The sequence below is a fragment of the Streptomyces sp. SP18BB07 genome, from assembly GCF_036322545.1.
Lineage (GTDB): Bacteria > Actinomycetota > Actinomycetes > Streptomycetales > Streptomycetaceae > Streptomyces > Streptomyces deccanensis.
Genome location: NZ_JAQYWT010000271.1, coordinates 115955 through 141515 on the forward strand (window position 1 = coordinate 115955; position 25561 = coordinate 141515).

The window sequence follows — 25561 nt, forward strand, 5'->3', positions numbered from 1 at the left end:
TTTGGCTTATACCCCCCGGCCGTATAACGTGAACGCCATTGTTCGACTTAGCGCGCGAGGGGTGAGCGTCATGAGCGACACGGAAACCACCACCACACGCGCACCGGATGCACCGCATCCGCTGCGCTGGACAGCCCTGGGACTGCTGGGGCTGGCCCAGCTGATGCTGATCCTCGACATCACCGTCGTCGCGATCGCCCTCCCCGACATGGGCACCGAACTGGACCTGGGCCGCGCGGCCTTGACCTGGGTGGTCAGCGGATACGCCCTCACGTTCGGCAGCCTGATGCTGCTCGGCGGCCGGGCCGCGGACCTGTTCGGCCCGAAGCGGGTCGCCCTGGCCGGGCTCGCGGTCTTCACCGCCGCGTCCCTGGCCGCCGGACTCGCCACCGCCGCCCCGCTGCTGCTCACCGCACGAATCGCCCAGGGAGTGGGCGCCGCGATGCTCTCACCCGCTGCGCTGTCCGTGGTGGTGCGGCTGTTCGACGGCGACGAGCGCAACCGCGCGCTGGGCATCTGGTCGGCGCTCGGCGGCGGGGGCGCCGCCCTCGGCGTACTGCTGGGTGGACTGATCACGGCAGGTCCGGGCTGGGCATGGGTCTTCTTCGTCAACGTCCCCGTCGGCCTGGGCGTCCTCGTCTCGCTCGCCCGGATCCTGCCGAGCCTGCCCCGTGCTGGCAGCGGTTCCCTCGACGTACCCGGCGCCGTCCTGGTCGCCGCCGCGACGGGCGCCCTCATCTACTCTCTGATCCGGGCCGGCGACCACGGCTGGCTGAACACCGTCACCGTTGCTCTGGTCGCCGTGTCGGCAGCCGCCTACGCGGCTTTCGCCCTCTGGCAGCGCCGGGCGGCGGCACCGCTGATGAATTTGCGGCTGCTGGGCCGGCGCCCGGTGGTGGCGGGCACCTTCGTGATCGCTGTGACGACGGCGCTGATGGTGGGGGCCTTCTTCCTCGGTTCCTTCTACCTTCAGAACCTCCAGGGCCATGACGCCCTGATGACTGGTGTGCTGTTCTTGCCGGTGGCGCTGCTGACCATGGCCGCCGCCGCAGCCGCCGGCCGGGTGATCGGCCGTCTGGGAGCTCGGCTGCTGGCCGTGGTCGCCCTGGCGATCGCGGCCGCCGGGTTCCTGGTTCCGGTCCTGTGGTCCGGAACGACCGCGATGGTCACCGGCGTGAGCGTCGCCGCGGCGGGACTGGGCGGCCTGTTCGTCGTCGCCTCCGCCACCGCGCTCGCCAGCGTCGCTCCCCACGAGGCCGGGGTGACGTCGGGCATCGTCAGCACCTTCCACGAGTTCGGCGCCTCGGCCGGAGCTGCGGCCGTCTCCAGCGCCGCCGCCACGAGCATCGCCGCCCACACCAGTGCACAGAGTGCCTCCGGCTTCGACGACGCGTTCCTCGTCGCCACCGGCATGGCCGCGGTCTCCGCCGTCATCGTCCTGTGGCTGATCCCCGCCAAGCAGCAGTAGGCCCCCGCCCAAGGCCGGCACAGCCGCAGCCGAAGACCCGCCCCATGCACCCCTGCCGGCCGCGGCACCGCAGCGATCCCACCCACAACGGAACGGGCGTACCACACGCCCTCAAAGTGCTCATGGAGGCACTCGATGAAGCAAGGCAAACGCCGACTGCTGACAGCCGGAATCGCCGCGGCAAGCGTCGGCGCGGCACTGGGCATAGCTCTCCTGATCAGCAGCACGCAGCAAGAGGGGGACAACGGGAAGACCGGTCGGCAGGAAGCGGTCGCCGAGCGCGGCCGGACCGTGATGCCCTTCGACCTCGAAGAGACCACCCATCACTTCACCCCGACCAAGGCGGGCGGCGTCCAGGACGTGGTCGCCGACCAGCCCGACGACGCCACGCAGGTCAACCTCATACGCTCCCACCTCCAGCAGGAGGCCAAGGCGTTCAGCCGGGGAGACTTCGGCGACCCCGCCCAGATACACGGCGACAGCATGCCGGGCCTGGCGGAACTGGAAGCCGGCTACAAACGCATCGAGGTGCGCTACCGGGAACGTGCCGACGGCGCCACCCTCACCTACACCACCGGAGAACCCGCCCTGGTCGACGCCCTGCACGCCTGGTTCGAAGCACAGCTCAGCGACCACGGCGACCACGCCGAACCCGGCCACTGACCTACGGTACGAGCACCGCGGAAGACCATCAGGCGCACACCTCACGATCGGAGTGGATGACTTGAACGACCCGTACGAACTGGGCGTGGGCATACCCACCGTCGAGGTCTTCCGCCGCCTGCGCACCGCCGCCGGCCTTTCGGACAAAGCTCCAGAAGCGGTCGCGCTCGCCCTGCCCAACACCTGGCACGGCGTGGTCGTTCACCACGAAGGGGAGCCCATCGGCATGGGGCGGATTATCGGGGACGGCGGTACGGCGTTCCAGATCGTCGACGTCTGTGTCCACCCCGCGCACCAGGGCCGCGGCCTCGGCAAGCGCATCTTGGCCGCGCTCACCGAGGAACTGGAGCGTCGGGCGCCCGCCACTGCCTACGTCTCCCTGATCGCCGACGGCCCCGCCCGCTTCCTCTACGAGAAGTACGGCTTCGCAGATACCGCCGCGCACAACTCGATCGGCATGTACCGCGTGCTGGGCGCAGGCTTCGGGTTCAGAGGATCACGAGGGGGCCGATAGGCGGGACGTGATGTGGGCGAACACCGCGTGTCCAGCACCATGCGTCCCGCGCCGGCCTGGACCAGCATGGCGTTCACCGAGTGGCCGACGACGTCGTGCAACTCCCGGGCGATGCACACCCGTTCGGCGACGACCGTCTCGCGGCGCAGTAGCCGCCGCAGCTCCTCCGTCTCCCTGCGGCGGCGGGCCGTGGCGCAGCCCGCCGCCCACACCAGCAGCCAGACGAGGACGACCGCGACCTGGGTCACCCACGGGTCGTCCTTCGGGGCGAAGTGGGCCAGCACACCGGGCGGTACGAGGAGCGCGCCGAGCCCGGCCCTGCGGGGACTCGCGTACAGGCCCAGCGAGTGGACGCCGATGAGGTTCGCGACCGGCGTCAACTGGCCGGGGCCCACCCACAGGGCCTCGACGACGAGCCCCACCGTGCCCACCACGTACCCGGCGAGCGCGGCACGGCGCCGGACCGCCAGGCCCGCGGCGATCACCGCGCCGAGCGCCAGTACGACGGGCAGGGGGCATCGGGTTCGTCTCCCGCGCCGAGCCGTACGGCGGTCATGGCCACGAGCAGCACGGCCGCCGCCGCGACGTCGCCCGGCGGCAACCGCAGCCGCCGGGCCCACCCCTCCGCCATGCTCCGCCCCGCCCGCCCAGCTGATGCAGGATCAAGTCCCGCTCAAACCAACAAGGTTGGCGGAGGATGGACATCGCATCCGTCGGCGGTACGGGATCAGTAGTTCCCGCGCCGCACCCTGCGCAGCAGGACGACACCGGCGAGCACGGCCACGCCGCCGATCATCGCGGGCCACAGCTGCGAACCGGTCTCGGCGAGACTGCCCGTCGCCGACCCGGACCCCTGTGCGCCGGGCTGCCCGGCGGCCGACGGCACGTTCGCCGCGGGCGTCTGCTCGGGGGTCGCGGCCTCGTCGCCGACGTCCCCGGCGTCGTCCGCGCCCTCGTCGCCGGCGTCGGCATCGGCATCGGCATTGCCGCGCTGGGTCGCCTTCACCGAGCCGAGGACCTGGGGCTCCTTGTCGCCGCCCTGGTTCGCCTGGTCGTCCGCGCCACCGGGTGCCTGAGCGGTCTCGCTGGGCTCGGCCGGGTTCTCGTCCTGGTCCTGCCCCTGGTCCCCGCCGTCGCCCTGACCGTCGCCCGGCTGGTCCTGGTCCTGACCCTGATCCTGCCCCTGGTCCTGCTCCTGGTCCTGGCCGTCGCCCTGGCCCTGGCCGGGGTCCTGCCCCTGGTCGCCGCCGTTCCCTTCGTCGCCGCCGTTCCCCTGATCCCCGCCGTCGCCCTGGTCGCCGCCGAGGTCGGCCGCGTCGCACTCGCGGCCGTCGTTGATGCAGTCCACCATCGCCCGCATCAGGTCCTCGTCGAAGACGTTGATGAAGTCGCCGTGATCGGTGACGGCCTTGTGGAGCTGCTCGGGGAAGGAGTCCACGGCGAACAGCGGGGTCGTACGGCCGCCGTCCTGGAGGCTCGGGGCGTCGACGTCGTAGACGATGCGCTGGACCAGCTGCGGGATGGCCTTGAACCCGGCCGCGCAGCTGCCGTCCGCGGCGGCGAAGGCCACATGGGTGCGGTGGTTGGCGCTGTCGATGTTGCGGCCGTCCCAGCAGCTCTGGAACTTGAAGGTGCGTACGACGTCGCTGCCGGAGGGGCAGAGCGGGTACTTGTCCTTCAGCTGCCGGTCCTCGAAGCCGGTGCAGCTCCAGGACGCGTTGGCGTTGGCCGGGCCGTTGATGAAGGCCTTGGCGTCGCCGGTGATGATGCGCAGCAGCCGCGGCATCTCCACGACGTCGCCCCGCGGGCTGCCGACGAAGGTCATCGTGACCTCCTTGGGCGTCACGATCTCACCGGCGTTGCCCTCGATGCCGCCGCCGGGCGCATTGGCGTCCTGCTCGGCCGTGCCGTTCTGCAGACGGATCACGGGCCAGAAGTACGACGACCGGTCGCCCTGGTTCTCACAGCTGGTGTCGGCGGCGGCGAGGTCCTCGTCACTGGCGAACGCGTTGTTGCCCTGGTTGCCGACGTAGTCGTGGAAGTGGTGCGCCCCGTTGGAGACGCCGGGGGCGACGATGACGTTGTCCGAGTTGAACAAGCCGCCCGCGTTCACCCCGCAGTCGGTGCTGAAGGTGCCGGTGGAGCCGTTCTGCCCGCCTCCGTTCCCGGCGTTCGGCTGGACGGACCTGATGTCGGCGTAGTCCGCGGCCACGGGCCCGTTGCCGGCCTGACCGCCGTTGCCCTGCTGCCCCTGACCGCCCTGCTGGTCGCCCTGTTCGCCCGCGTCCTGGTCACCGCCGTTGCTCTGGCCGGCGCCGTCCTGCTCTCCGCCGTTCTGCTCTCCGCCGTTCTGCTCTCCGCCGTTCTGCTCTCCGCCGTTCTGACCGCCGTCCTGGCCGGTGTTCTGCTCCTCGGCGGGACGCAGTTCGCAGGCGGCGAGGGCGTCCAGCCCCTCGGGGCGGTCCCCGACGCGGTCGATGGCGATCGCGATCCGCTCGATCGTCGCCGCCCGCTTCTCCTTCAGCGGGTTCATGATCGCGTTGTCGGCGAACCCGCTGTCCTGCTGCTGGGCCTGGACGGAGTTCTGCAGCCGCTGGTAGGCCTCGGCTATCTGCTGGTCCAGGGCCGCGAGTTCCTTGTCGACGCCCGCCCGCGCCCCCTCGGGCACCTCCGTCAGCTCGCTGCCGACGTCCGGGCAGTCGATCGTGCCGGCGGCGGAGCCGACCTGCTCGACCACGTCGTCGGGCGAACCGTCCTCGGTGGCCGACGCGTAGACATTGACGGCCACGAGACCGCCTCCGCCCAGGATCAGCGCGATCGCAGCAGAGGTCGCGCGCCGCGCTCCGGATGGGCGTCTGCGCCTGGTGGTGCGTCCCACGGATAGCTCCTACAACGTCGTCGTCGGGTCCGGGCATGAAAAACCCCAGCGTTATACGGAGCCGGACCCCGATGTGTTCAAGCGCCTCGCAGATTCACAGGAATCCGACAGGTAGCAGGGCATCACATATGGTCAAAGGGGTAGCAAGCGCTCTCCCCGTCGCGTGGCCGACGGCACCGGCCGAGGCAGCGTGCCACCCCCTCTCGCCTCAGGGCGCGGGGCAGTGTAGACATGGGCACATGGTCCGTCTCCTGGGTCGATCTCGCTCTCAGTCGACCCGCCGTCCCCAGGGTCGGCCTGCGCAGGGCCGGGACCACCGTGCCCGGCGGGTACCGCACGGATCGGACGGCGGCGCAACCGGGGAGTCGGGACACGGCTGGGGCCCGCTCTCGGGACTGCGCTCGGCGCTGAGCGGGCGCAGTGTCGCCGGGCAGGTGTTCCTGCTGCAGGTCGTGATCGTGCTGGTCCTGGTCGTGTCGGCCGTGGTGGCGCTGGTCCTCCAGGTACGGCACGACAGCTCCAAGGAGGCGCACAACCGTTCGCTGGCCGTGGCGGAGACGTTCGCCAACGCGCCGGGCACCCGGGAGGCGCTGAGCTCCCCCGATCCCACGGCGGTGCTCCAGCCGAGGGCCGAGGCCGCCCGGGTCCAGTCCGGCGTGGACTTCATCGTCGTGATGAACACCGACGGGATCCGTTACACCCATCCGAAGACGGACCGCATCGGCAAGCAGTTCGTCGGCACCATCGAGCCCGCGCTGAAGGGCGAGTCCTTCACCGAGGAGGTGACCGGCACCCTCGGTCCGCTGGTCCAGGCCGTGGTGCCGATCAAGGACCCCGACGGCAAGGTCGTGGGCCTGGTGTCGGCCGGGATCACCACCGAGAACGTGGGCGGGGCCGCCGAGCAGCAGCTGCCCCTCGTGGTGGCCGCCGCCGCGGCGGCCCTCGCCCTGGCCACGGCGGGCACGGCGCTCGTCAGCAAACGGCTGCTGCGGCAGACCCACGGGCTCGGCCCGTCGGAGATGACCAGGATGTACGAGCACCACGACGCGGTGCTGCACGCCGTGCGGGAGGGCGTGATCATCGTCGGCGGCGGGGGCCGGCTGCTGCTCGCCAACGACGAGGCGCACCGCCTGCTGGACCTGCCCGCGGACGCGGAGGGACAGGACGTCCACTCCCTGGGTCTCGAAGCGCACATGGCGGAGCTGCTGGCCTCGGGCCGGGTCGCCAACGACGAGGTGCACCTGGTCGGGGACCGGCTGCTCGCGGTCAACCAGCGGCCCACCGATCTGCAGGGCGAGCCCTCCGGCAGCGTCGCCACGCTCCGCGACTCCACCGAGCTGCGCGCCCTCTCGGGCCGCGCGGAGGCCGCGCGGGAGCGGCTGAGGCTGCTCTACGACGCCGGGGTGGGCGTCGGCACCGGCCTGGACGTGACGCGTACCGCCGAGGAGCTGGCGGAGGTCGCGGTCCCCCGGTTCGCGGACTTCGTCACCGTGGACCTGGCCCCGGCCGCGCTCAGCGGCGACGAGCCCGAGACAGCCACCACACTGCGCCGTACGGCGAGCAGCGGGATCCGCGAGGACGCGCCGTTGTACAAGGTGGGCGAGCGGATCGACCTGGTCCCCTCCTCGCCCCAGGCCCGCAGCATCGACAGCGGCAGCTCGACCCTCGTGGCCGACCTCAGCCAGGCACCCGGCTGGCAGGCCCAGGACCTGGAACGGTCCGCACAGGTCGTCGAGTACGGCATCCACTCGCTGATCACCGTGCCGTTGCGGGTGGGCCAGCTGGTGATGGGGGTCGTCACCTTCTGGCGATCGGAGAAGCCCGAGCCGTTCGACCAGGAGGAACTGGCGCTCGCCGAGGAGCTGGTGGCCCGCGCGGCGGTCTCCATCGACAACGCGCGCCGCTACACCCGCGAGCACACGATGGCCGAGACGCTGCAGCGCAGTCTGCTGCCGCGCCACCTGCCCGAGCAGAGCGCCCTGGACGTCGCCTACCGCTATCTGCCCGCGCAGGCCGGGGTGGGCGGCGACTGGTTCGACGTCCTGCCGCTGTCCGGCACCCGGGTCGCCGTCGTCGTGGGCGACGTCGTCGGTCACGGTCTGCACGCGGCGGCCACCATGGGGCGGCTGCGCACGGCGGTGCACAACTTCACCGCGCTGGACCTGCCGCCGGACGAGATCCTGGGGCTGCTGGACGAGATGGTCAGCCGGATCGACCAGGACGAGGCGGTCCTCGACGGCAACGCCCCGATCACCGGGGCGACGTGCCTGTACGCGATCTACGACCCGGTCTCGCGGCGTTGCACCGTCGCCCGCGCCGGCCATCCGCCGCTCGCGGTGGCCCGGCCCGACGGCACGGTCGACTTCCCCGAGGTGCCCGCCGGCCCACCGCTCGGTCTCGGCGGACTGCCCTTCGAGACGGCCGAGCTGGACCTGGCCGAGGGCAGCCGCATCGTGCTGTACACCGACGGTCTCGTCGAGGACCGGGAGCGGGACATCGACGACGGTCTGGAACTGCTGCGCACCGCCCTTACCGGGGCCGACACCTCGCCGCAGGGCACCTGCGAGGCCGTCCTCGACGCGCTGCCGCCGAGCCGGGCGAGCGACGACATCGCGCTGATCGTCGCCCGCACCCGGGCGCTGGACACGGGCCGTGTCGTCGAGTGGGAGGTGCCCGGCGACCCGGCCGCGGTGCGCCGGGCGCGCTCCGAGGCCACCCGGCAGCTGGCCGAGTGGGGCCTGGAGGAGCTGGAGTTCACCACCGAGCTGATCCTCAGCGAACTGGTCACCAACGCCATCCGGTACGGCGGCGGCCCCATCCGGGTCCGCCTCATCCACGACCGGCAGCTGATCTGCGAGGTCACCGACAGCAGTCACACCTCGCCCCATCTGCGGTACGCCGCCACCACCGACGAGGGCGGCCGGGGCCTGTATCTGATCGCCCAGCTCACCCAGCGCTGGGGCACCCGCTACTCCCCCACCGGCAAGACGATCTGGACCGAACAGGCGCTGCCCTGACGGCCGTCGGACCGACCCGCCCCGGGCCCCGAGGGGCTCCGAAGGACATCGCACCCAACCCACAAGGAGTGGCCGGAGCATGCGTATAGGACTGCTCGGAACCGGACCGTGGGCCGAGATGGCCTACGCCCCCGCGCTGAGCGCGCACCAGGAGCTGGAGTTCGCGGGGGTGTGGGGCCGGCGCCCGGAGGCGGCCAAGGAACTGGCCGACCGGCACGGCGGCCTGCCCGTGTACGAGGACGTCGACGCCCTGTTCTCGGACGTGGACGCGGTCGCCGTGGCCCTGCCGCCCTCGGTCCAGGCGCCGCTCGCGGTGCGCGCGGCCCGGGCGGGCTGTCATCTGCTGCTCGACAAGCCGCTCTCGACCGACGTCGAGCAGGGGCGGGCCGTCGTCCGGGCGGTCGAGGAGACCGGGGTCGCCTCGGTCGTCTTCTTCACCGCCCGGTTCCAGACGGCGATCGACGCGTGGATCACCGAACAGGCCGCCCGTGAGGGCTGGTTCACGGGGCGGGCGGAGTGGTTCGGGTCGCTGTTCGACGGCGAGAGCGACAGCCCCTTCGCGGCTTCGCCGTGGCGGCGGGAGAAGGGCGGCCTGTGGGATGTGGGCCCGCACGCCCTGTCCGTGCTGCTGCCGGTCCTCGGGGACGTGGAGAAGGTGGCCGCCGCCGTACGCGGGCCCAGGGACACGGTCCATCTGGTGCTCCTGCACACCGGCGGGGCGTCCAGCACCCTCACCCTCAGCCTCACCGCCCCGCCCGCGGCGTCCGGCGCGACGGTCGAGCTGCGGGGCCGGACCGGGACGACCGTACTGCCCACGACCGACGAGGGGGCCGTACCGGCTCTCGCGCGGGCGGGGGACGCGCTGCTGGCGGCGGCCCGCAGTGGTCGTCCGCATCCGTGCGACGCCGCGTTCGCACTGCGCGTGACGGAGCTGCTGGCCACCGCTGAAGGACAGTTGACCGGCTGACGGGCCGCCACCGAGCCCCCGCGGGGCGGGGCGCTCGTCGGCGGCGGGCTCAGACCCGGGAGCCGGTGAGGAAGCGGTCCAGGGTGGCGGTCAGCTCCGCCGGCTTCTCCACGGGGAGTTCATGGCCCGCGTCCAGGATCCGCACCTCGGCGTCCTGGTAGGCCTTGGCCATGCGGAGCATCTGAGCGACGGGCAGCTGGATGTCGTGGTAGCCGTGGACGAGGAGGGTGGGGGTGCTGACCTCGCCGAGGCGGTCGAGGACGTCGAAGGCGCGCATGGCGCCGTACAGGGTCATCACGACCTCGCGCGGGGTGGCCGCGGAGGCGCGGATGTACGCGCGGATCTCCTCGCGGGGGTAGCCGGGCGCGAAGGCGCGCTGGATGTTGGCGGCGACGAACAGCTTGAAGGGGACGCGGGTGGACGCCGCCATCAGCAGGCCGCGGCCCCGGCTGTAGGCCATGCGGCCGATGGAGTTGACCAGCACCAGGCGTTCCACCCGCTCGGGGTGGGCGAGGGTGATGGTCTGGGAGATCATGCCGCCCATGGAGTGTCCGACCAGGACGAACCGCTCGACCTCCAGATGATCGAGGAGGGCGAGCACGTCCGACGCCAGCTCCTCGATCGTGCGCACCCCGGCGCCGCCGCTCTCGCCGTGCCCGCGCAGGTCGAGCCGGATCACGCGCCGCTTCCGGGCGAAGTGCTCGACCTGGTGGTCCCAGCGGTGGCGGTTGGCGGTCCAGCCGTGGACGAACACCAGGGGCACACCGTCGCCCTCGCGGGGGCCCTCGTCGTCGTACGTCAGCGCGGCGCCGTCGACTTCGAGCTGCGGCATGGGGGCCTCCTGCGGTCCGGTCCGGCCCGGTGCGGTCCGGTTACTGACCGGTACGGTAGCCGGTGGCCCGGTCCGCGTAAATCGTGCGCGCCCCCCTGCGCCCCCCTGCGCCGCCCTGCTAACTTCCCCCGGTGTTCTCCCTCCAGCAACCCCCGTTCTTCACACGGCTGCGCGACGCGCGGCGTGTGCTCATAGCCGGTGCCGGTGGCGGCTTCGACGTCTACGCCGGGCTACCGCTGGCCCTCGCCCTGCGGTCGGCCGGCAAGGAGGTCCATCTCGCCAACCTCTCCTTCGCCGATCTGTACGGTCTGAGCCTCGACGTGTGGCTGGAACAGGACGTCGCGGCGGTCGGCCCCGACACCGCCTTCCGGGGCGACTACTTCCCCGAGCGCACCCTTGCCGAGTGGCTCGACCTGCACGGGATGCCGAGCACCGTGTACGCGCTGTCCCGTACGGGTGTGGCGCCCCTGCGGGCGGCCTATCGCGCGCTCCTCGGGCATCTGGGCGGGGTGGACGCCGTCGTCCTGGTCGACGGTGGCACCGACATCCTGATGCGCGGCGACGAGCACGGGCTCGGGACGCCGGAGGAGGACATGGCGAGCCTGGGTGCCGTCGCCGGTCTGGACGAGGTGCCGGAGCGGCTGGTGGCCTGCCTGGGCTTCGGCGTGGACGCCTACCACGGGGTCAACCACGCGCTGGTCCTGGAGAACCTGGCCGCGCTGGACCGCGACGGCGCCTATCTGGGGGCGTTCTCGCTGCCCCGCGACAGTCGCGAGGGCACCCTCTACCTGGACGCGGTGGCGCACGCCCAGCGGGCCACGCCGACGCATCCGAGCATCGTCAACGGCTCGGTCGCGGCGGCCGTGCGGGGCGAGTTCGGCGATGTCCGGTTCACCGAGCGGACCCGGAACAGCGAACTGTTCGTGAACCCGCTGATGGCGCTGTACTTCTGCGTGGACGCGGTCGGTCTGGCCCGCCGCAACCTGTACCTCGACCGGCTGGAGAAGACCGAACTCACCCGGCAGATCAGCTCGGTCGTCGCCGACTTCCGCGACGAACTGCCCCGGCAGCGCCAGCCGCGCGCCTTCCCGCACTGACCACCGGGAACAGGTGACAGACTGCCGCCATGGAAGAACGCGCATTCGGTAGGTCGGGTCAGCACGCGTCCGTGGTCGGTCTCGGCACATGGCAGCTGGGCGCCGACTGGGGAGACGTCGACGACAAGGAAGCCCTCGCGGTGCTGGAGACCGCGGCCGAGTCGGGGGTGACCTTCTTCGACACGGCCGACGTCTACGGCGACGGGCGCAGCGAGCAGACCATCGCCACGTTCCTGCGGAGCAGGCCCGATCTGCATGTCCTCGTCGCGACGAAGATGGGCCGTCGTGTGGAGCAGATCCCCGAGAACTACGTCCTCGACAACTTCCGGGCCTGGAACGACCGCTCCCGCCGCAATCTCGGCGTGGACCGCCTCGACCTGGTCCAGCTGCACTGCCCGCCCACGCCGGTCTACTCCTCCGACGAGGTGTTCGACGCGCTCGACACCCTGGTCGAGGAGGAGCGCGTCGCCGCGTACGGGGTCAGCGTGGAGACCTGCGCCGAGGCGTTGACGGCGATCGCCCGGCCGCACGTGGCGAGCGTGCAGATCATCCTCAACCCGTTCCGGATGAAGCCGCTCCTGGAGGTCCTCCCGGCGGCCGCGGAGGCGGGGGTCGGGATCATCGCGCGCGTCCCGCTGGCCTCGGGGCTGCTGTCCGGCAAGTACACCCAGGACACGGTCTTCCCGGAGAACGACCACCGCACCTACAACCGGCACGGCGAGTCCTTCGACCAGGGCGAGACCTTCTCCGGTGTCGACTACGGCACGGGCGTGGAGGCGGCCGTCGAGTTCGCCGCGCTCGCCCCCGAGGGGTTCACCCCGGCCCAGCTGGCGCTGCGCTGGATCATCCAGCTGCCGGGCGTCACGACGGTCATCCCGGGCGCCCGCACGCCCGAGCAGGCGCGCGCCAACGCGTCGGCCGCCGCACTGCCGGAGCTGTCCGGCGAGACGCTCACCGCGATTCGGGAGCTGTACGACCGCCGGATCAAGGAGCAGGTGGAAGGCCGCTGGTAGGACGGCCTGCGGGGGTCGTCCGGCGCCGCGCGCCGGACGACCCCCGCAGGCAGGTCGAGGCAGGTCAGATACGACCGCCGGTGAGGCGGGTGATCGGGCCCTGGACTTGGCGGCCGGAGCGGCGGCCGACCGCGTAGGAGGCGGCCGTCAGGGCGGTCAGGCCCGCGCCCACGCCGGCGGCGACGAGCTTGCGGTGGGCGATGACGGTCATCGCCGTCTTCGCGGTGGCGGCCACCTGGCCGGAGGCCTGCACCACCGCCTGGCGGCCGGCCTCGACACCCTTCACGGCGCTGTGCACGGCACTGTTGGTGCTGTCGGCGGCACGCTTGGCCGCGTCGGCCGCGTGTCCGGCCCCGGCCTTGGCGGACGATGTCGCGCCGTCCACTTTGACCGCGGCCGTCTTCGCGGACGCGGTGGCCGGTGCCGTCGCCTTGCCGGCGGTCCGGCGGGCCTTGGCAGCGGTCGTCTCGGCGGACGCGGAGTTCTCGTTCGGGTCTTTGTTCGGTCCAGTCATGGAAACCGCGTTGCCGTTCACCGGCGCGGCAAACACATCACGTCGGCGAAGGTCCCCGCCGTCCGGCCATTCCCCCGGATGGCATAAGATCGCTTTATGAGGTCATAGACCCGACCCACGTACCTGGTAAGGGTTACCTTAGTTTAGGCTTGCCGACGAGAAGCTTTTCTTCCGCTCGAAGGGAACCTGAACATGCCCCGCCCTCTGCGGGTAGCCATTGTCGGAGCCGGACCCGCCGGGATCTACGCCGCCGACGCGCTGCTGAAGTCCGACGTCGCCACCGACCCCGGTGTGTCCATCGACCTCTACGAGCGGATGCCCGCCCCGTTCGGACTGATCCGTTACGGCGTGGCCCCCGACCACCCCCGCATCAAGGGCATCATCACCGCCCTGCACCAGGTGCTCGACAAGCCGCAGATCCGCCTCTTCGGCAACGTCGACTACCCGACGGACATCAACCTGGACGATCTGCGCGCGTTCTACGACGCCGTGATCTTCTCCACGGGCGCGACGGCCGACCGCGCGCTCGACATCCCCGGCATCGACCTCGACGGCTCCTACGGCGCGGCCGACTTCGTCTCCTGGTACGACGGCCACCCGGACGTCCCGCGCACCTGGCCCCTGGAGGCCGAGAAGGTCGCCGTCCTCGGTGTCGGCAACGTGGCGCTCGACGTCGCCCGGGTCCTCGCCAAGACCGCCGACGAGCTGCTGCCCACCGAGATCCCGGCCAACGTCTACGAGGGCCTGAAGGCCAACAAGGCGCTGGAGATCCACGTCTTCGGCCGCCGTGGCCCGGCGCAGGCGAAGTTCTCCCCCATGGAGCTCCGGGAGCTCGATCACTCCCCCAACATCGAGGTCATCGTCGACCCCGAGGACATCGACTACGACGAGGGCTCCATCGCGACCCGGCGCGGCAACAAGCAGGCCGACATGGTCGCGAAGACCCTGGAGAACTGGGCGATCCGCGACACCGGCGACCGCCCGCACAAGCTGTTCCTGCACTTCTTCGAGTCGCCCACCGAGATCCTCGGCGAGGACGGCAAGGTCGTCGGCCTGCGCACCGAGCGCACCGCCCTCGACGGCACCGGCAACGTCAAGGGCACCGGCGAGTTCAAGGACTGGGACGTCACCGGCGTCTACCGCGCGGTCGGCTACCTCTCCGACAAGCTGCCCAAGCTGCCCTGGGACGTCGACTCGGGCACCGTCCCCGACGAAGGCGGCCGGGTCATCGAGGAGACCGGCGCGCACCTGCAGTCGACGTACGTCACCGGCTGGATCCGGCGCGGCCCGGTGGGCCTCATCGGGCACACCAAGGGCGACGCCAACGAAACCGTCTCCAACCTCCTGGACGACTTCGCGAACGGGCGGCTGCACGAGCCGTCCGCGCCCGCGCCGGAGGCCGTCGACGCGTTCCTGGCGGAGCGGAACGTGCGCTTCACCACGTGGGAGGGCTGGTACCGGCTCGACGCGGCGGAAAAGGCGCTCGGTGAGCCGCAGGGCCGTGAGCGCGTGAAGATCGTCGAGCGTGAGGACATGCTGCGCGCGAGCGGCGCGTAGCGCTCCGCTGGGTAAGCCGGATCGGGGGACTGCGCGTGGTCGGTCGGCTGCGAGTTCGTTGTGGCTGGTCGCGCAGTTCCCCGCGCCCCTCGACAGGGGCCTGCGGCCCCATCGAGGGCCGTGCGTCGCTCGTGGGCATAAGCTCGGTCAATGGCCAAGTACTACGACGTGCACCCCGACAATCCCCAGCCGCGTGCCATCGGGCAGGTGGCCGACAGTATTCGTCAGGGTGGGCTCATCGCGTATCCGACGGACTCCTGCTTCGCGCTCGGGTGCCAGCTGGGCAGTCGTGACGGCATCGAGCGGATCCGTACGATCCGGCAGCTCGACGACCGTCACCACTTCACCCTGGTGTGCGAGAACTTCGCGCAGCTGGGCCAGTTCGTGCACGTCGACAACGACGTGTTCCGTGCCGTGAAGGCGTCGACACCGGGCAGTTACACCTTCATCCTTCCCGCGACGAGGGAGGTGCCCCGCAAGCTGCTGCACCCCAAGAAGAAGACCGTCGGTGTGCGCATCCCCGACCACCGGGTGGCCCAGGCGCTGCTCGCGGAGCTGGGTGAACCGCTCGTCTCCAGCACGCTGCTGCTGCCCGACGAGGAGGAGCCGCTGACGCAGGGCTGGGAGATCAAGGAGCGCCTCGACTACCTCGTCGACGCCGTGGTGGACTCCGGCGACTGCGGCACCGAACCGACGACCGTCATCGACTTCTCCAGCGGTGAGGCCGAGATCATCCGCAAGGGCGCGGGCGACACCGCACGGTTCGAGTGACCGCCGGGGCGGCGGGCCTCAGGTCTGCCGCAGCGGCTCGTACGCCTCGGCGCTCAGGCCGAACGTCCAGGCCACTCCCTCCCGGGCCGTGGTCGTGGTGGGCGGCACCCGCAGCCAGTAGGTGCGGCTCGTGCCGTCCGGCTCCGGTGTGGAGTTGACGACCTCCACCATCACCACGTCCTCGTCGCCGGGCAGGGCTATGCGCCACAGCACGCCCGTCTCGTCGCGGTGCACCGGCTGCGCGCCGGACTCCTCCAGATAGCGGTCGTAGCCGTAGAACTCGAGCATCACGCGGCGCAGTTCCGCGTTCTCCTCGGCCCTGATCAGCTGCGGGGTCAGCGTGCCCAGCCGGTCGAGGAACTCACCGGGGACGGGCAGTCCGCGCCAGGCGTGCAGGGCGAAGCCGTCGGAGAAGGCGAGCGCGGGTCCGTCGCCGCGGTCCAGCCGGCCCGCCTCGTCGCGGTGCAGTTCCACCGGCCGTTCGGCGACGACCGCGACCTTCTCGTACGGCCACCACCAGCCGGCCGTGCGGGCCACCTCCGAGAGCCCGTCCAGCTCGGGGGCCGCGTCGAGGGCGGAGAGCCAGGCCGCGTCGTGCTGGCCGAGGACCGCGTCCAGGAGGAGCAGCCGGACGCCGGTCTCCTCCTCTCGGCCGGCGGGGGCCATCGCCTCGACGATGCCGGTGCGGATACGGTCGACGAGAGGCCGGGTGGTCTCCCAGAGGTCGGCGCCGGTCGCCCGCCAGTGGTCGCCCCAGCCGGTGGGGCCCAGTCGGATGTGCAGCGCGGCGCGGGCGGCGGCGACCGGTCTGTTGCGGACGGCGTCACGGACGCTCGCCCCGGTCGGGGGCAGCACCTCGCCGTCCTCCGGGGCCACTCCCGAGAGCAGGCGGACCGCCGCCAGGGGCGAGCGGGCCCACACGATCCGCTCGGGCTCCGCCAGCCCCGCCCGCCGGTACGCGAGCCGCACGCCCGCCTCGGTCCGCGCCCGGTCGCCCGCCCCTGTGGCCGCCGCCACCGCCCGCCAACTCGCCTGTCCCGTCACGCCGTTCCTCCTGAAGATCCTGATCCCTGTCCCTGCGGCCGCCGTAGATCACGGCCGCACGGGCCGCCGTACGTCACGGCCGCCCCGCCCCGCGCCCCCACGGGTTCAGTCGGCGACGATCCGCACCGAACCCGGCACGTACTCGCGCTGGCGTATGACGCGGTACCAGCCCTTGGGCAGGCTGATCGCGGCGTGCTCCTCGTGGACGACACGGGCGCCCTCCGGCACGTGCAGCAGCATCGGCCCGAACACGCTCGCCTCGCGGATCAGGCGGCCGGGGCCGACCACGGCGTGCGCGTGACCGGTGACCTCGCCGAGGGCGAGGACGAGCCGACCACGCCCGTCGCGCGGCTCCGACGCGGCGTCGAGTGCGCCCCGGGGCACGGCGCTCTCCGCCAACGGCGCGATGAGGACGTCTCCTTGCCGGTACATGGGTCTCCCTCCCGTCGGGCACTCCTGGTGCCACGAGACGACCGTAGGGGCAGCCACTGACAATGGGGGCCGCACGGCCGTTCGCCGGGGCGAGCGCGGGTGTTCGTCCACAGGACAGGGGTCCGCCGCACACGGTGTCAGTGCGGCTTGGTAGAACTCCCCTACCCGGCAGCGCTGTCTGCTCCGGGTGCGCAGCGGGCGGACCGGGCGGGGACCCGGCCTCCGTCCATGGACTTGGAGCGAAGGGGCGGGGCGCGCATGACCATCGGGAGCCATCTGGAGGAGTTCCACGACCTGCCGGTCCACCGCTTCCCCAAGTCGGTGAAGGACCCGGGGGGCGCGGCCCAGCTGCCCGCGCCCGAGTCGGTGGCCTGGAGCATCAGCGTGGGCTCGTACGACAGCGAGGAGGCCTGGGAGGAGGCGTTCGCCCGGTTCCTGGCCTCGGTGGACACCGAGAAGGTGCGGGCGCTGGTGGTGGGCGCCTGGAGCGACGCCTACGACAACGGCCCCGAGGAGATCATCGAGGCCCTGGTGGCGGCGAAGGACCGGCTGCCGTCGCTGCGCGCGCTGTTCCTCGGCGACATCGTGATGGAGGAGTGCGAGATCTCCTGGATCAACCAGGGGGATGTGGGCCCGCTGCTGAACGCCTTCCCTGAGCTGGAGGAGTTCGGGGTGCGCGGCGGCCAGGGGCTCGTCTTCCCGGCGCTGCGGCACGAGCGGCTGCGGTCGCTGACGGTGGAGACCGGCGGCATGCCCGTCGAGGCGGTCCGGGGTGTCGCGGGCAGCGATCTGCCGGCCCTCGTCGAGCTGGACCTGTGGCTGGGCACCTCCGAGTACGGCGGCGACAGCGAGGTCGCCGACCTGGCGCCGATCCTCGCGGGCACCCGGCTCCCGGCCCTCAAGCATCTGGCGCTGCGCAACAGCGAGATGCAGGACGACATCTGCGCGGCGCTGGCCGCCGCCCCGGTGGTGGCCCGCCTCGACGTGCTGGACGTGTCGATGGGCGTCCTCACCGACGACGGCGCGACCGCGCTCCTCACCGGTCAGCCGCTCACCCACCTCAAGACCCTGGACCTGCACCACAACTACCTGAGCGCGGCCGTACGCGACCGCCTCCGGGGCTCCCTGGAGGCCGAGGGCGTCCAGGTCGACGTCGACCCCGACGACGCCGAGTCGGACGAGGAGGAGGACGGCACGGTGTGGCGGTTCGTCGCGGTGGGCGAGTGAACACGTAGGAGTGCGGGGGTTCTTGGACGAAGGGGGCGGTGTGACCGGTTGGACCGGTGCGACGGGCGCGGGGCCGGGCCCGTACAGGTGGGCGGTCGTTGGGAACGGGGAGAACCGTCGCGTCGGGTTGTTCGTCGCGGCGGCCGAGGCGGCCGGGGTCGGGACGCCACGGGTCGTCGAGTGGCGGGACGTGCTGCGCGACGGCGGCCACGAGTTCGCCGACGACGAGATCGTCCGGCTGGACTCGCCGGGCGAGAGCGCCGAGGTGGACCGGCTGCTGCGAGGCGTCGACGACCCGACGCGCGTGGAGGGCTCGGCCACCTGGTACGCCCGCTTCCTGACCGCCGTGGGCTCACTGCGGGGCGGGGTGCGGCTGGACGCACCCGCGGACCTGGCGGTGCTGTTCGACAAGCGGCTGTGCCACGCCCGGCTCGACGCGGCGGGGGTCCCGGTGCCGCCGTCGCCCACCTCGGGCGACACGCTCGCGGTGCGCGGCTGGGACGACGTCCGGGCGGTGATGCGGGACCACGGCATGCCGCGCGTCTTCGTGAAACCGGCCCACGGCTCCTCCGCGTCCGGTGTGCTGGCCGTCGAGTCGACGGCCAGCGGACGGCTCCGGGCCACCACCTCGGTGGAGGTGGCCGCCGACGGCGGGCCGCACACCCCGCCCCGGCTGCACAACTCGCTGCGGGTGCGGCGCTACTCGGACGAGCGGCAGATCGCGGGCATCGTCGACGCCCTCGCGGCCGACGGGCTGCACATCGAGCGCTGGCTGCCGAAGGCGTCCGCCCAGGGCCGGTCCGCCGATCTACGGGTGCTGGTCGTGGCGGGACGGGCCACGCACGCCGTCGTCCGCACCAGCCGGTTCCCGATGACCAACCTCCATCTCGGCGGGGCACGGGGCGAGCTGACCTCCGTCGTGGACGCGGCGGGCGACCGCTGGCGGCAGGCGCTGGACATCTGCGAGCGGGCCGCCGCCTGTTTCCCGGACACGCTGTGCGTCGGGGTGGACCTGCTCCCGGCGATCGGCTGGCGCCGGTTCACGGTGGGCGAGGTCAACGCGTTCGGCGATCTGCTGCCCCGGCTGACCGGACTGCCGGGCGGCCCGGCGGAAGGCCTCGACACCTACGCGGCACAACTCGCGGCGATACGGGGCTCGATGCTCCCGACGCCCACGCACCACCCCCAGGCAAGGAACGACCATGCGCGCTTCTGACCGGGCCGACACGGCCCAACGGCCCTCCACGACCGTCCCGCCGCCCGACATGAACGAGGTGGTGGGCCGCGACGACCTGCTGCTGCTCACCCTCGACACCCTGCGCTACGACGTGGCGGAGCGGCTCGTGCGGGAGGGCCGGCTGCCGAACCTGGCCGCCCGACTGCCGGGCGGCACCTGGGAGAAGCGGCACGCGCCCGGCAGTTTCACCTACGCCTCGCACCAGGCGATGTTCGCCGGGTTCCTGCCCACCCCGGCGGCGCCCGGACCGCATCCCCGGCTCTTCGCGGGCCGGTTCGCCGGCAGCGAGACCACCGAGGGCCGCACCTTCGTCTTCGACAGCCCGGACCTGGTCTCGGGGCTCGCCGCGCACGGCTATCGCACGGTGTGCGTCGGCGGTGTCGGCTTCTTCAACAAGCAGGGCGCGCTCGGCAGTGTCCTGCCGGGCCTGTTCCAGGAGAGCCACTGGGAGCCGGAGTTCTCTGTCGCGTCACCGACGTCGTTCGAGTCCCAGGTGGCCCGCGCCGAGCGGGTCGTGGCCGAACTCCCCGCCGACCGGCGGCTGTTCCTCTTCCTCAACGCCTCCGCGCTGCACCAGCCCAACTGGTTCCATCTGCCGGGCGCCACCCGTGAGGCGGGCGACAGCCTGGCCACGCACGCGGCGGCCCTGGAGTACGTCGACCGGCACGTCGGCCGGCTCTTCGCCGCGATGAGCTCACGCCGCCGCTGCTTCGCCGTCGTCTGCTCCGACCACGGGACCACCTACGGCGAGGACGGGTACACCGGGCACCGCCTCGGCCACGAGGCCGTGTGGACCGTCCCCTACAGCCACTTCTTCCTGGAGCCGTCCGCATGACCGTGACCGCGCCGCTGGTCCGCCCCTACCAGCACTACGTGTACGCCTACCCGCACAAGACGGCGTACCGGAAGCTGCCCGGCGGCCCGTCGCTGGCCGAGCTGTGGGCCGGGGAGTCACGGCAGGCGCTGTCGCTGTACGCGCACATACCGTTCTGCGAGGTGCGCTGCGGCTTCTGCAACCTCTTCACGCGGATCGGTGCGCCCGACGGGCTGACCGGCCGCTATCTCGACGCCCTCGAACGGCAGGCGATCGCGGTGCGGGAGGCGCTCGGGGACGCGGAGCCGGTGCGGTTCGCGAACGCCGCGTTCGGCGGTGGCACCCCGACCTATCTGGAGGCCGCGGAGCTGGAGCGGCTGTGCGACATCGCCGAGCGGCACATGGGCGCCGACCTGCGGGCGATCCCGCTGTCGGTCGAGGCCTCCCCGGCCACGGCGACCGCCGACCGGCTGTCCGTGCTGGCCGAGCGGGGCGCCACGCGGCTGAGCCTCGGCGTGCAGAGCTTCGTACCGGAGGAGGCGCGTGCGGCCGTACGACCGCAGCGGCGGTCCGACGTGGAGGCGGCGCTGGCCCGGATCCGGGACGCCGGCGTGCCCGTCCTGAACATCGACCTGATCTACGGCATCGACGGGCAGACGGCGGCCAGTTGGCAGGTGTCGCTGGACGCGGCCCTCGCCTGGCGGCCGGAGGAGATCTACCTGTATCCGCTGTACGTCCGGCCGCTCACGGGCCTCGGCCGGAACGCCGACCCGGTGCTCGCGGACCGCGAGTGGGACGAGGCCCGGCTGCGGCGCTACCGCGAGGGTCGCGACCACCTCCTCGCGCACGGCTACGAGCAGGTGTCCATGCGGATGTTCCGCCGCGCTGACGCTCCCCCGCAGGGCCCGGACGATCACGCCTGCCAGACCGACGGCATGATCGGCCTGGGCTGCGGCGCCCGTTCGTACACGTCGACGGTGCACTACTCCTTCGACTACGCGGTGAACATGGGCCAGATCCGCACGATCATCGACGACTACACCGCCACCGAGGACTTCTCCCGGGCCGTGCACGGCCGGGTGGTCGACGAGGACGAGCGGCGCCGCCGCCATCTGCTGCAGTCGCTGCTCCAGGCGCGGGGACTGCCGGTGGCGGACTACCGGGGGCGGTTCGGGTCGGAACCGTACGCGGACTTCCCCGTGGAGCTGGACCTGCTGGCCGCGCGCGGCTGGCTGGCGGACACGGGCCCCGGCCTGCTGCGGCTGTCCGCCGAGGGGCTGGCGCACTCGGACGCCATCGGTCCCGAGTTCTTCTCCCCCGCCGTCCGGGCGGCGATGGCCGCGTACGAGCTGAAGTGACGGCGACCGTGGACCTGACGATCCTCTACCGGGGCCCGCTCGCCTCCTGCGACTACGACTGCCCCTACTGCCCGTTCGCCAAGCGCCGCGACTCCACGGAACGGCTGCGGGCCGACCGCGCGGCCCTGGACCGTTTCACCGGATGGGCCAGGGACCAGACCGGCGACCGGCTCTCGGTGCTGTTCACGCCATGGGGCGAGGGACTGGTGCGCTCCTGGTACCGGAAGGCCCTGGTCGAGCTCTCCCACGAGCCGCACATCGACCGGGTGGCGATCCAGACGAACCTGAGCTGCCGCACGGAGTGGCTGTCGGAGGCGGACCCGGACACGGTGGCCCTGTGGTGCACCTACCACCCGGGGCAGACGCCGTACGAGAGGTTCCTCGGCAAGGCACTCCGACTGGCCGCGAACGGGATCCGCTTCAGCGTGGGGATCGTCGGCCTGCCCGAGCACCTGGAGCACGCCCGACGACTGCGCCGGGAGCTGCCGGAGCAGGTGTACCTCTGGGTGAACGCCGCCGAGGGACACACCTACACCGACGAGGAGGCGGCGCTCTGGACCGAGTTGGACCCCCTCTTCCCCTTCAGCCGCCACCCGCACCGCTCGGCGGGCCGTGCCTGCCGTACCGGCTCCACGGTCGTGTCCGTGGACGGGGAGGGCACGGTACGGCGCTGTCACTTCGTCAAGACGGAACTGGGCAACCTCTACGACGGATCCTTCCGCACGGCACTCGCCCCCCGCCCCTGCCCGTTGTCCGTCTGCGACTGCCACATCGGCTACGTTCACCTCGAAACGCTGCCCCTGTACGACGTCTTCGCGGGCGGCGTCCTGGAGCGTGTGCCGACGCCGGCGGCGCGTCGAGGAACCGAAAGGCGAGTGAGTCCATGACCTCAGCGGTCAACAGCGGTCCGTGGGTACGGCGTTACCGGCCCGCGCCGGAGGCTGCCGTACGGCTGCTGTGTCTGCCGCACGCGGGTGGTTCGGCGAGTGCCTACCACCCGATGGCGCTGGCGCTCGCCCCGGCGGCCGATGTACTGGCCGCGCAGTACCCGGGGCGCCAGGACCGTTTCGCCGAGCCGCCGTCGGAGAGCGTGCGGGAACTGGCCGAGCGGATCGTCGGGGCCGTCACCGGCGACGACGATCCCCGGCCGCTGGCCCTCTTCGGGCACAGCATGGGCGCGCTGGTCGCCTACGAGGCGGCGCTGGCACTGGAGGCGGCCGGGCAGACCCCGGCGCGGCTGTTCGTCTCGGGGCGCCGCGCTCCCTCCACGGCTCGGACCGGCCCTCGGCTGCACCTCGGCAGCGATGCCGAACTGCTGCGGGCGGTGCGCCGGTTGGGCGGCACCGACGGGCGGGTCTTCGACGACGAGGAGCTGGTGCAGCTCGTGCTGCCCGCGCTGCGCGGCGACTACAAGGCGCTGGAGACGTACGAGCCGCGCCCCGACGACCGGCTGACCTGTCCGGTCACCGTCCTCACCGGCGACGCCGACCCCGTCACGCCGGTGGCGGAGGCGCGGGCCTGGAGCGGCCACACCGACGGACCGACCGAGCTGTGTGTGTTCCCCGGCGGCCACTTCTACCTCAACGACCGGCCGCGGGAGGTCGTCGACGTCGTACGCCGGCACCTGGGGCTGTAGCCGGGCGCGGCCGGCGGGAGGGGTGTGGACCCGCACAAAACGGGGGCCCGGTGCCTCACACCCGCCAGCTGTACCGTCGCTCCGGGCGCCCGGCCACGCCGTAGCGCAGGGAGACGTCCGCGCTGCCGGAGCTGTGGAAGTACTCCAGGTAGCGGCGGGCGGAGACCCGGGAGATACCGGTGAGGGTGGCGCACTCGGTGGCGGAGAGGGTGCCGTCGGCGGCGCGCAGGGTGGCCTCGATCAGCTCGGCGGTCTCCACGCTCATGCCCTTGGGCAGGGCGCCGGCCGTCGACGCCGGGGCGGAGGCTCCGGCGAGGACCCGGTCGATGTCGGCCTGGCCGCGGACGACGGTGGTGAGCAGTCGGCCGCGCTGGGCGGCGTACCGCTGGAGCCGGGAGCGCAGCTCCTCGAACTCGAAGGGTTTGAGGAGGTAGTCGACGACGCCGTGGCGGACCGCGCCGCGCACGCTGTCGGCCTCCCGGGCAGCGCTGATGACCATGACGTCGCAGTCGTGTCCGGCGGTGCGCAGCCGGGGTATGACGTCGAGTCCGAAGCCGTCGGGGAGGTAGAGGTCGAGGAGGACGAGGTCGGGGCGGAGTTCGTCGACGGCGGCGACGGCCTGTTCGCCGGTGCTGGCAACGCCGACGACGTGGAACGGCTCGACGCGTTCGACGAAGGTGCGGTGGACCCGGGCCACCATGAAGTCGTCGTCGACCACGAGCACGTCGATGGTGCCGGGCGTGCCGCTCGGGGCGGACGGCCCGCTGCTCGTGCCGGGCGGGCTGCTCGTGCCGGTCATGGTGTCGCTCCTTCCGCCACCGCGTCGGCGAGGTGGCTGACGGTCATGCGGGCGGTGAACATGGCCCCGTCGGGGGTGTTGGTCACCGAGATCTCACCGCCGTGGCGTTCGCAGACCAGGCGGGTGAGGGCCAGGCCGATGCCGCGTTCGCCTTCCCGGGCGGCCTTGGTGGTGAAACCGTGGGAGAAGACCTCACGGGCGAGTTCGGGGGCCACACCGGGGCCCGAGTCGCGGACGACGATCTCCACACTGGAGGCGTCCTGACGCAGTTCCACCTCGACCCAGGCCTCGCGGGCCTCGGCGCCGGCCCAGCGGACGGGGTCGTCGGGCGCGGTCGTGGTGGCGGCCGCGTCCACGGCGTTGTCGACGAGGTTGCCGACGACGGTCGCCACGTCGGCGGCGTCCTCGGGGGCGAGCCGGTCGAGGTTGGTGGCGTCCGAGATCCGCAGGGTGACCCGGCGTTCGGCGGCCAGCGAGGTCTTGGCCGTGAGCAGGGCGGCGACGGCGGTGTCGCGGACGCGGCGGCTGAGGGTGACGTCGAGGGAGTGGCGGTGGCGGCTCAGGGCCCGGATGTAGTGGACGACCTCGTCCTGCTCGCCGATCTGGATGAGCCCGGAGATGGTGTGGAGCTGGTTGGCGAACTCGTGGGCCTGGGCGCGCAGCAGCTCGGAGGAGCTGCGGAAGGAGCCGATCTCGCGTTCGAGGCGGGCCAGCTCGGTGCGGTCCCGGAGGGTGGTGACGGAGCCGAGGTGGCGGCCGTCCTTGGTGACGGTCATCCGGTTCATCACCAGGACCCGGCCCCGGCGGATGACGACCTCGTCGCGCTGGTGGGGGGCCTCTTCCTGCACTCCGGCGAGGACGTCCCGCAGCCGTCCCTCGATGCCGAGGTCGGTCAGGCTCTTGCCGACGCAGTCCTCGGGGAGGTCGAGCAGGCGTCGTCCCATCTCGTTGACGAGGGTGAGCCGGTGGTGGGGGTCGAGGGCGATCACGCCCTCGGCGATGCCGTAGAGCATGGCCTCGCGGTGTTCGGCGAGGCCGGCGATCTCCTGGGGCTCCAGGCCGAGGGTCTGCCGTTTGACGCGGCGGGCGAGCAGCCAGGAGCCGACGAGGCCGAGGCCGCTGGCGATGCCGAGGTAGGCGAGGAGGTAGGAGGAGGCGCCGCTGAGGCGCTGCCACACGGTCGGGGAGGCCTCGCCGATCATGACCGTGCCCAGCAGCAGTCCAAGGTTGTCGTTGGTGGTGGCGCCGAGCACGGGGACCTGGGCCACGAGCTCGCGGTTGCCGTCGAGGGTCAGTGAGCCGGACCAGCCGCGGCCCGCGACGGCGCCCTCGCCCACCGGCATCGGGTCGCCGATCGCCGTGGGGTCGGTGGAGCTGACGATCCGGCCGTCGGCGTCGGCGACGGTGACCGAGGTGACCCCGGACTGGGTTTGGGTGGAGTTCACCAGGGGGGCCAGCGCCTCGTGCGCGACGGGCCGCGCGAGGCGGTCCCGGACCAGCGGGTTGGCGGCGAGCTGTTCGGCGAGCGCGGTGACCCGGCGGCCCTCGACCCGGTTGAAGGTCGCCGCCGACTGCGTGAGCGAGACCGCCGCGACCGCCAGCAGCACCACCACGACGATGGCGAGCTGGAGGACCAGCATCTCGCCTGCGAGGGTATGGCGGCGGAACACCACGACGGACTCTTCTCTCGTGCCGACGCCGCCCGGGGCGTCCCGATCTTCAC

General features: G+C 72.3%; 24 protein-coding genes. 15 read left to right on the forward strand and 9 right to left on the reverse strand.

Features of this window, described 5'->3' with window-relative positions:
* Window positions 1–70: 70 nt before the first annotated feature.
* From PUR53_RS12430 to PUR53_RS12440, 3 genes are all read left to right on the forward strand, one after another.
* Window positions 71–1468: an MFS transporter gene (locus tag PUR53_RS12430; RefSeq protein WP_329908339.1), complete on the forward strand. Its 1398-nt coding sequence runs from the start codon at window positions 71–73 to the stop codon at window positions 1466–1468.
* A gap of 135 nt (window positions 1469–1603) precedes the next feature.
* Complete coding sequence (locus PUR53_RS12435) at window positions 1604–2131, forward strand: aspartate carbamoyltransferase (protein WP_329908340.1); 528 nt, start codon at window positions 1604–1606, stop codon at window positions 2129–2131.
* A gap of 52 nt (window positions 2132–2183) precedes the next feature.
* Complete coding sequence (locus PUR53_RS12440) at window positions 2184–2645, forward strand: GNAT family N-acetyltransferase (protein WP_329908341.1); 462 nt, start codon at window positions 2184–2186, stop codon at window positions 2643–2645.
* Here the strand turns inward: PUR53_RS12440 and PUR53_RS12445 are convergent.
* From PUR53_RS12445 to PUR53_RS12455, 3 genes are all read right to left on the reverse strand, one after another.
* Entirely contained in the window at window positions 2540–3130 is a 591-nt protein-coding gene (locus PUR53_RS12445) for a histidine kinase dimerization/phosphoacceptor domain-containing protein (RefSeq protein ID WP_329908342.1), read from the reverse strand. The two genes, PUR53_RS12440 and PUR53_RS12445, sit on opposite strands and share 106 nt — an antisense overlap.
* Window positions 3127–3276 carry a hypothetical protein gene (locus PUR53_RS12450; protein WP_329908343.1) on the reverse strand — a complete coding sequence of 50 codons (150 nt, stop codon included), beginning with the start codon at window positions 3274–3276 and terminating at the stop codon, window positions 3127–3129. The genes PUR53_RS12445 and PUR53_RS12450 overlap by 4 nt, the downstream gene beginning before the upstream one ends.
* A 96-nt stretch (window positions 3277–3372) precedes the next feature.
* Window positions 3373–5433 (reverse strand): DUF1996 domain-containing protein, encoded by a 2061-nt coding sequence (locus tag PUR53_RS12455; protein ID WP_329908377.1) that lies wholly within the window; start codon window positions 5431–5433, stop codon window positions 3373–3375.
* Between the two features lie 329 nt (window positions 5434–5762).
* On the opposite strand from PUR53_RS12455, the gene PUR53_RS12460 reads away from it, so the two are divergent.
* Both PUR53_RS12460 and PUR53_RS12465 read left to right on the forward strand, forming a co-directional pair.
* Entirely contained in the window at window positions 5763–8540 is a 2778-nt protein-coding gene (locus tag PUR53_RS12460; RefSeq protein ID WP_329894804.1) for a SpoIIE family protein phosphatase, read from the forward strand.
* A gap of 79 nt (window positions 8541–8619) precedes the next feature.
* Entirely contained in the window at window positions 8620–9507 is an 888-nt protein-coding gene (locus PUR53_RS12465; protein WP_329894805.1) for a Gfo/Idh/MocA family protein, read from the forward strand.
* A gap of 49 nt (window positions 9508–9556) precedes the next feature.
* Here PUR53_RS12465 and PUR53_RS12470 read toward each other — a convergent pair whose 3' ends face one another.
* On the reverse strand, window positions 9557–10339 hold the full coding sequence (locus tag PUR53_RS12470; protein ID WP_329894806.1) for an alpha/beta fold hydrolase: 783 nt from the start codon (window positions 10337–10339) through the stop codon (window positions 9557–9559).
* Window positions 10340–10470: 131 nt separating this feature from the next.
* On the opposite strand from PUR53_RS12470, the gene PUR53_RS12475 reads away from it, so the two are divergent.
* Both PUR53_RS12475 and PUR53_RS12480 read left to right on the forward strand, forming a co-directional pair.
* A complete protein-coding gene (locus PUR53_RS12475; RefSeq protein WP_329894807.1) occupies window positions 10471–11436 on the forward strand; it encodes a DUF1152 domain-containing protein in 966 nt (321 codons plus the stop codon).
* Window positions 11437–11465: 29 nt separating this feature from the next.
* Window positions 11466–12449 (forward strand): aldo/keto reductase, encoded by a 984-nt coding sequence (locus tag PUR53_RS12480; RefSeq protein WP_329908344.1) that lies wholly within the window; start codon window positions 11466–11468, stop codon window positions 12447–12449.
* 64 nt (window positions 12450–12513) lie between these two features.
* Here the strand turns inward: PUR53_RS12480 and PUR53_RS12485 are convergent, their stop codons facing one another.
* Window positions 12514–12999, reverse strand: coding sequence for a hypothetical protein (locus PUR53_RS12485; RefSeq protein WP_329898153.1), 486 nt, complete (start codon window positions 12997–12999; stop codon window positions 12514–12516).
* A 156-nt stretch (window positions 13000–13155) separates the two neighbouring features.
* Here PUR53_RS12485 and PUR53_RS12490 point away from each other — a divergent pair, with 156 nt between their 5' ends.
* Together PUR53_RS12490 and PUR53_RS12495 are read left to right on the forward strand one after the other, a co-directional pair.
* Window positions 13156–14520, forward strand: coding sequence for an FAD-dependent oxidoreductase (locus PUR53_RS12490; RefSeq protein ID WP_329898152.1), 1365 nt, complete (start codon window positions 13156–13158; stop codon window positions 14518–14520).
* A gap of 150 nt (window positions 14521–14670) precedes the next feature.
* The gene (locus PUR53_RS12495; RefSeq protein WP_152173297.1) at window positions 14671–15291 is read left to right on the forward strand and encodes an L-threonylcarbamoyladenylate synthase; all 621 of its coding nucleotides are present in this window, start codon (window positions 14671–14673) and stop codon (window positions 15289–15291) included.
* 18 nt (window positions 15292–15309) lie between these two features.
* Here PUR53_RS12495 and PUR53_RS12500 read toward each other — a convergent pair whose 3' ends face one another.
* On the reverse strand, window positions 15310–16335 hold the full coding sequence (locus PUR53_RS12500; protein WP_329898151.1) for a DUF6745 domain-containing protein: 1026 nt from the start codon (window positions 16333–16335) through the stop codon (window positions 15310–15312).
* 105 nt (window positions 16336–16440) lie between these two features.
* Window positions 16441–16767: a hypothetical protein gene (locus PUR53_RS12505; protein ID WP_086797801.1), complete on the reverse strand. Its 327-nt coding sequence runs from the start codon at window positions 16765–16767 to the stop codon at window positions 16441–16443.
* A 258-nt stretch (window positions 16768–17025) separates the two neighbouring features.
* Between PUR53_RS12505 and PUR53_RS12510 the strand changes: the two genes are divergently transcribed.
* From PUR53_RS12510 to PUR53_RS12535, 6 genes are read left to right on the forward strand one after another with little or no spacing between them, the layout of a single operon-like run.
* Window positions 17026–17994, forward strand: a complete 969-nt coding sequence (locus tag PUR53_RS12510; protein WP_329898150.1) for an STM4015 family protein — start codon at window positions 17026–17028, stop codon at window positions 17992–17994.
* Window positions 17995–18034: 40 nt separating this feature from the next.
* Window positions 18035–19210: an STM4014 family protein gene (locus PUR53_RS12515; protein WP_329898149.1), complete on the forward strand. Its 1176-nt coding sequence runs from the start codon at window positions 18035–18037 to the stop codon at window positions 19208–19210.
* Window positions 19211–19259: 49 nt separating this feature from the next.
* Window positions 19260–20066, forward strand: a complete 807-nt coding sequence (locus PUR53_RS12520) for an STM4013/SEN3800 family hydrolase (RefSeq protein ID WP_329908378.1) — start codon at window positions 19260–19262, stop codon at window positions 20064–20066.
* Complete coding sequence (locus tag PUR53_RS12525; RefSeq protein WP_329898148.1) at window positions 20063–21403, forward strand: STM4012 family radical SAM protein; 1341 nt, start codon at window positions 20063–20065, stop codon at window positions 21401–21403. Before PUR53_RS12520 ends, PUR53_RS12525 begins: the two co-directional genes overlap by 4 nt.
* Window positions 21404–21411: 8 nt before the next feature.
* Entirely contained in the window at window positions 21412–22290 is an 879-nt protein-coding gene (locus PUR53_RS12530) for an STM4011 family radical SAM protein (RefSeq protein ID WP_329898167.1), read from the forward strand.
* The gene (locus PUR53_RS12535) at window positions 22287–23039 is read left to right on the forward strand and encodes a thioesterase II family protein (RefSeq protein WP_329908345.1); all 753 of its coding nucleotides are present in this window, start codon (window positions 22287–22289) and stop codon (window positions 23037–23039) included. Before PUR53_RS12530 ends, PUR53_RS12535 begins: the two co-directional genes overlap by 4 nt.
* 55 nt (window positions 23040–23094) lie before the next feature.
* Here PUR53_RS12535 and PUR53_RS12540 read toward each other — a convergent pair whose 3' ends face one another.
* Window positions 23095–23838, reverse strand: a complete 744-nt coding sequence (locus tag PUR53_RS12540) for a response regulator (protein ID WP_329908346.1) — start codon at window positions 23836–23838, stop codon at window positions 23095–23097.
* Window positions 23835–25478: a sensor histidine kinase gene (locus tag PUR53_RS12545; protein WP_329898145.1), complete on the reverse strand. Its 1644-nt coding sequence runs from the start codon at window positions 25476–25478 to the stop codon at window positions 23835–23837. Before PUR53_RS12545 ends, PUR53_RS12540 begins: the two co-directional genes overlap by 4 nt.
* Window positions 25479–25561 lie beyond the last annotated feature (83 nt).

What these genes read in the sequence shown, in the direction of transcription:
- PUR53_RS12430 (WP_329908339.1), top strand. Translation starts at nt 71, where the DNA reads ATGAGCGACACGGAAACCACCACCACACGCGCACCGGATGCACCGCAT.
- PUR53_RS12435 (WP_329908340.1), top strand. Translation starts at nt 1,604, where the DNA reads ATGAAGCAAGGCAAACGCCGACTGCTGACAGCCGGAATCGCCGCGGCA.
- PUR53_RS12450 (WP_329908343.1), bottom strand. Translation starts at nt 3,276, where the DNA reads ATGGCGGAGGGGTGGGCCCGGCGGCTGCGGTTGCCGCCGGGCGACGTC.
- PUR53_RS12460 (WP_329894804.1), top strand. Translation starts at nt 5,763, where the DNA reads ATGGTCCGTCTCCTGGGTCGATCTCGCTCTCAGTCGACCCGCCGTCCC.
- PUR53_RS12465 (WP_329894805.1), top strand. Translation starts at nt 8,620, where the DNA reads ATGCGTATAGGACTGCTCGGAACCGGACCGTGGGCCGAGATGGCCTAC.
- PUR53_RS12470 (WP_329894806.1), bottom strand. Translation starts at nt 10,339, where the DNA reads ATGCCGCAGCTCGAAGTCGACGGCGCCGCGCTGACGTACGACGACGAG.
- PUR53_RS12480 (WP_329908344.1), top strand. Translation starts at nt 11,466, where the DNA reads ATGGAAGAACGCGCATTCGGTAGGTCGGGTCAGCACGCGTCCGTGGTC.
- PUR53_RS12490 (WP_329898152.1), top strand. Translation starts at nt 13,156, where the DNA reads ATGCCCCGCCCTCTGCGGGTAGCCATTGTCGGAGCCGGACCCGCCGGG.
- PUR53_RS12495 (WP_152173297.1), top strand. Translation starts at nt 14,671, where the DNA reads ATGGCCAAGTACTACGACGTGCACCCCGACAATCCCCAGCCGCGTGCC.
- PUR53_RS12505 (WP_086797801.1), bottom strand. Translation starts at nt 16,767, where the DNA reads ATGTACCGGCAAGGAGACGTCCTCATCGCGCCGTTGGCGGAGAGCGCC.
- PUR53_RS12510 (WP_329898150.1), top strand. Translation starts at nt 17,026, where the DNA reads ATGACCATCGGGAGCCATCTGGAGGAGTTCCACGACCTGCCGGTCCAC.
- PUR53_RS12520 (WP_329908378.1), top strand. Translation starts at nt 19,260, where the DNA reads ATGAACGAGGTGGTGGGCCGCGACGACCTGCTGCTGCTCACCCTCGAC.
- PUR53_RS12525 (WP_329898148.1), top strand. Translation starts at nt 20,063, where the DNA reads ATGACCGTGACCGCGCCGCTGGTCCGCCCCTACCAGCACTACGTGTAC.
- PUR53_RS12535 (WP_329908345.1), top strand. Translation starts at nt 22,287, where the DNA reads ATGACCTCAGCGGTCAACAGCGGTCCGTGGGTACGGCGTTACCGGCCC.
- PUR53_RS12540 (WP_329908346.1), bottom strand. Translation starts at nt 23,838, where the DNA reads ATGACCGGCACGAGCAGCCCGCCCGGCACGAGCAGCGGGCCGTCCGCC.
- PUR53_RS12545 (WP_329898145.1), bottom strand. Translation starts at nt 25,478, where the DNA reads ATGCTGGTCCTCCAGCTCGCCATCGTCGTGGTGGTGCTGCTGGCGGTC.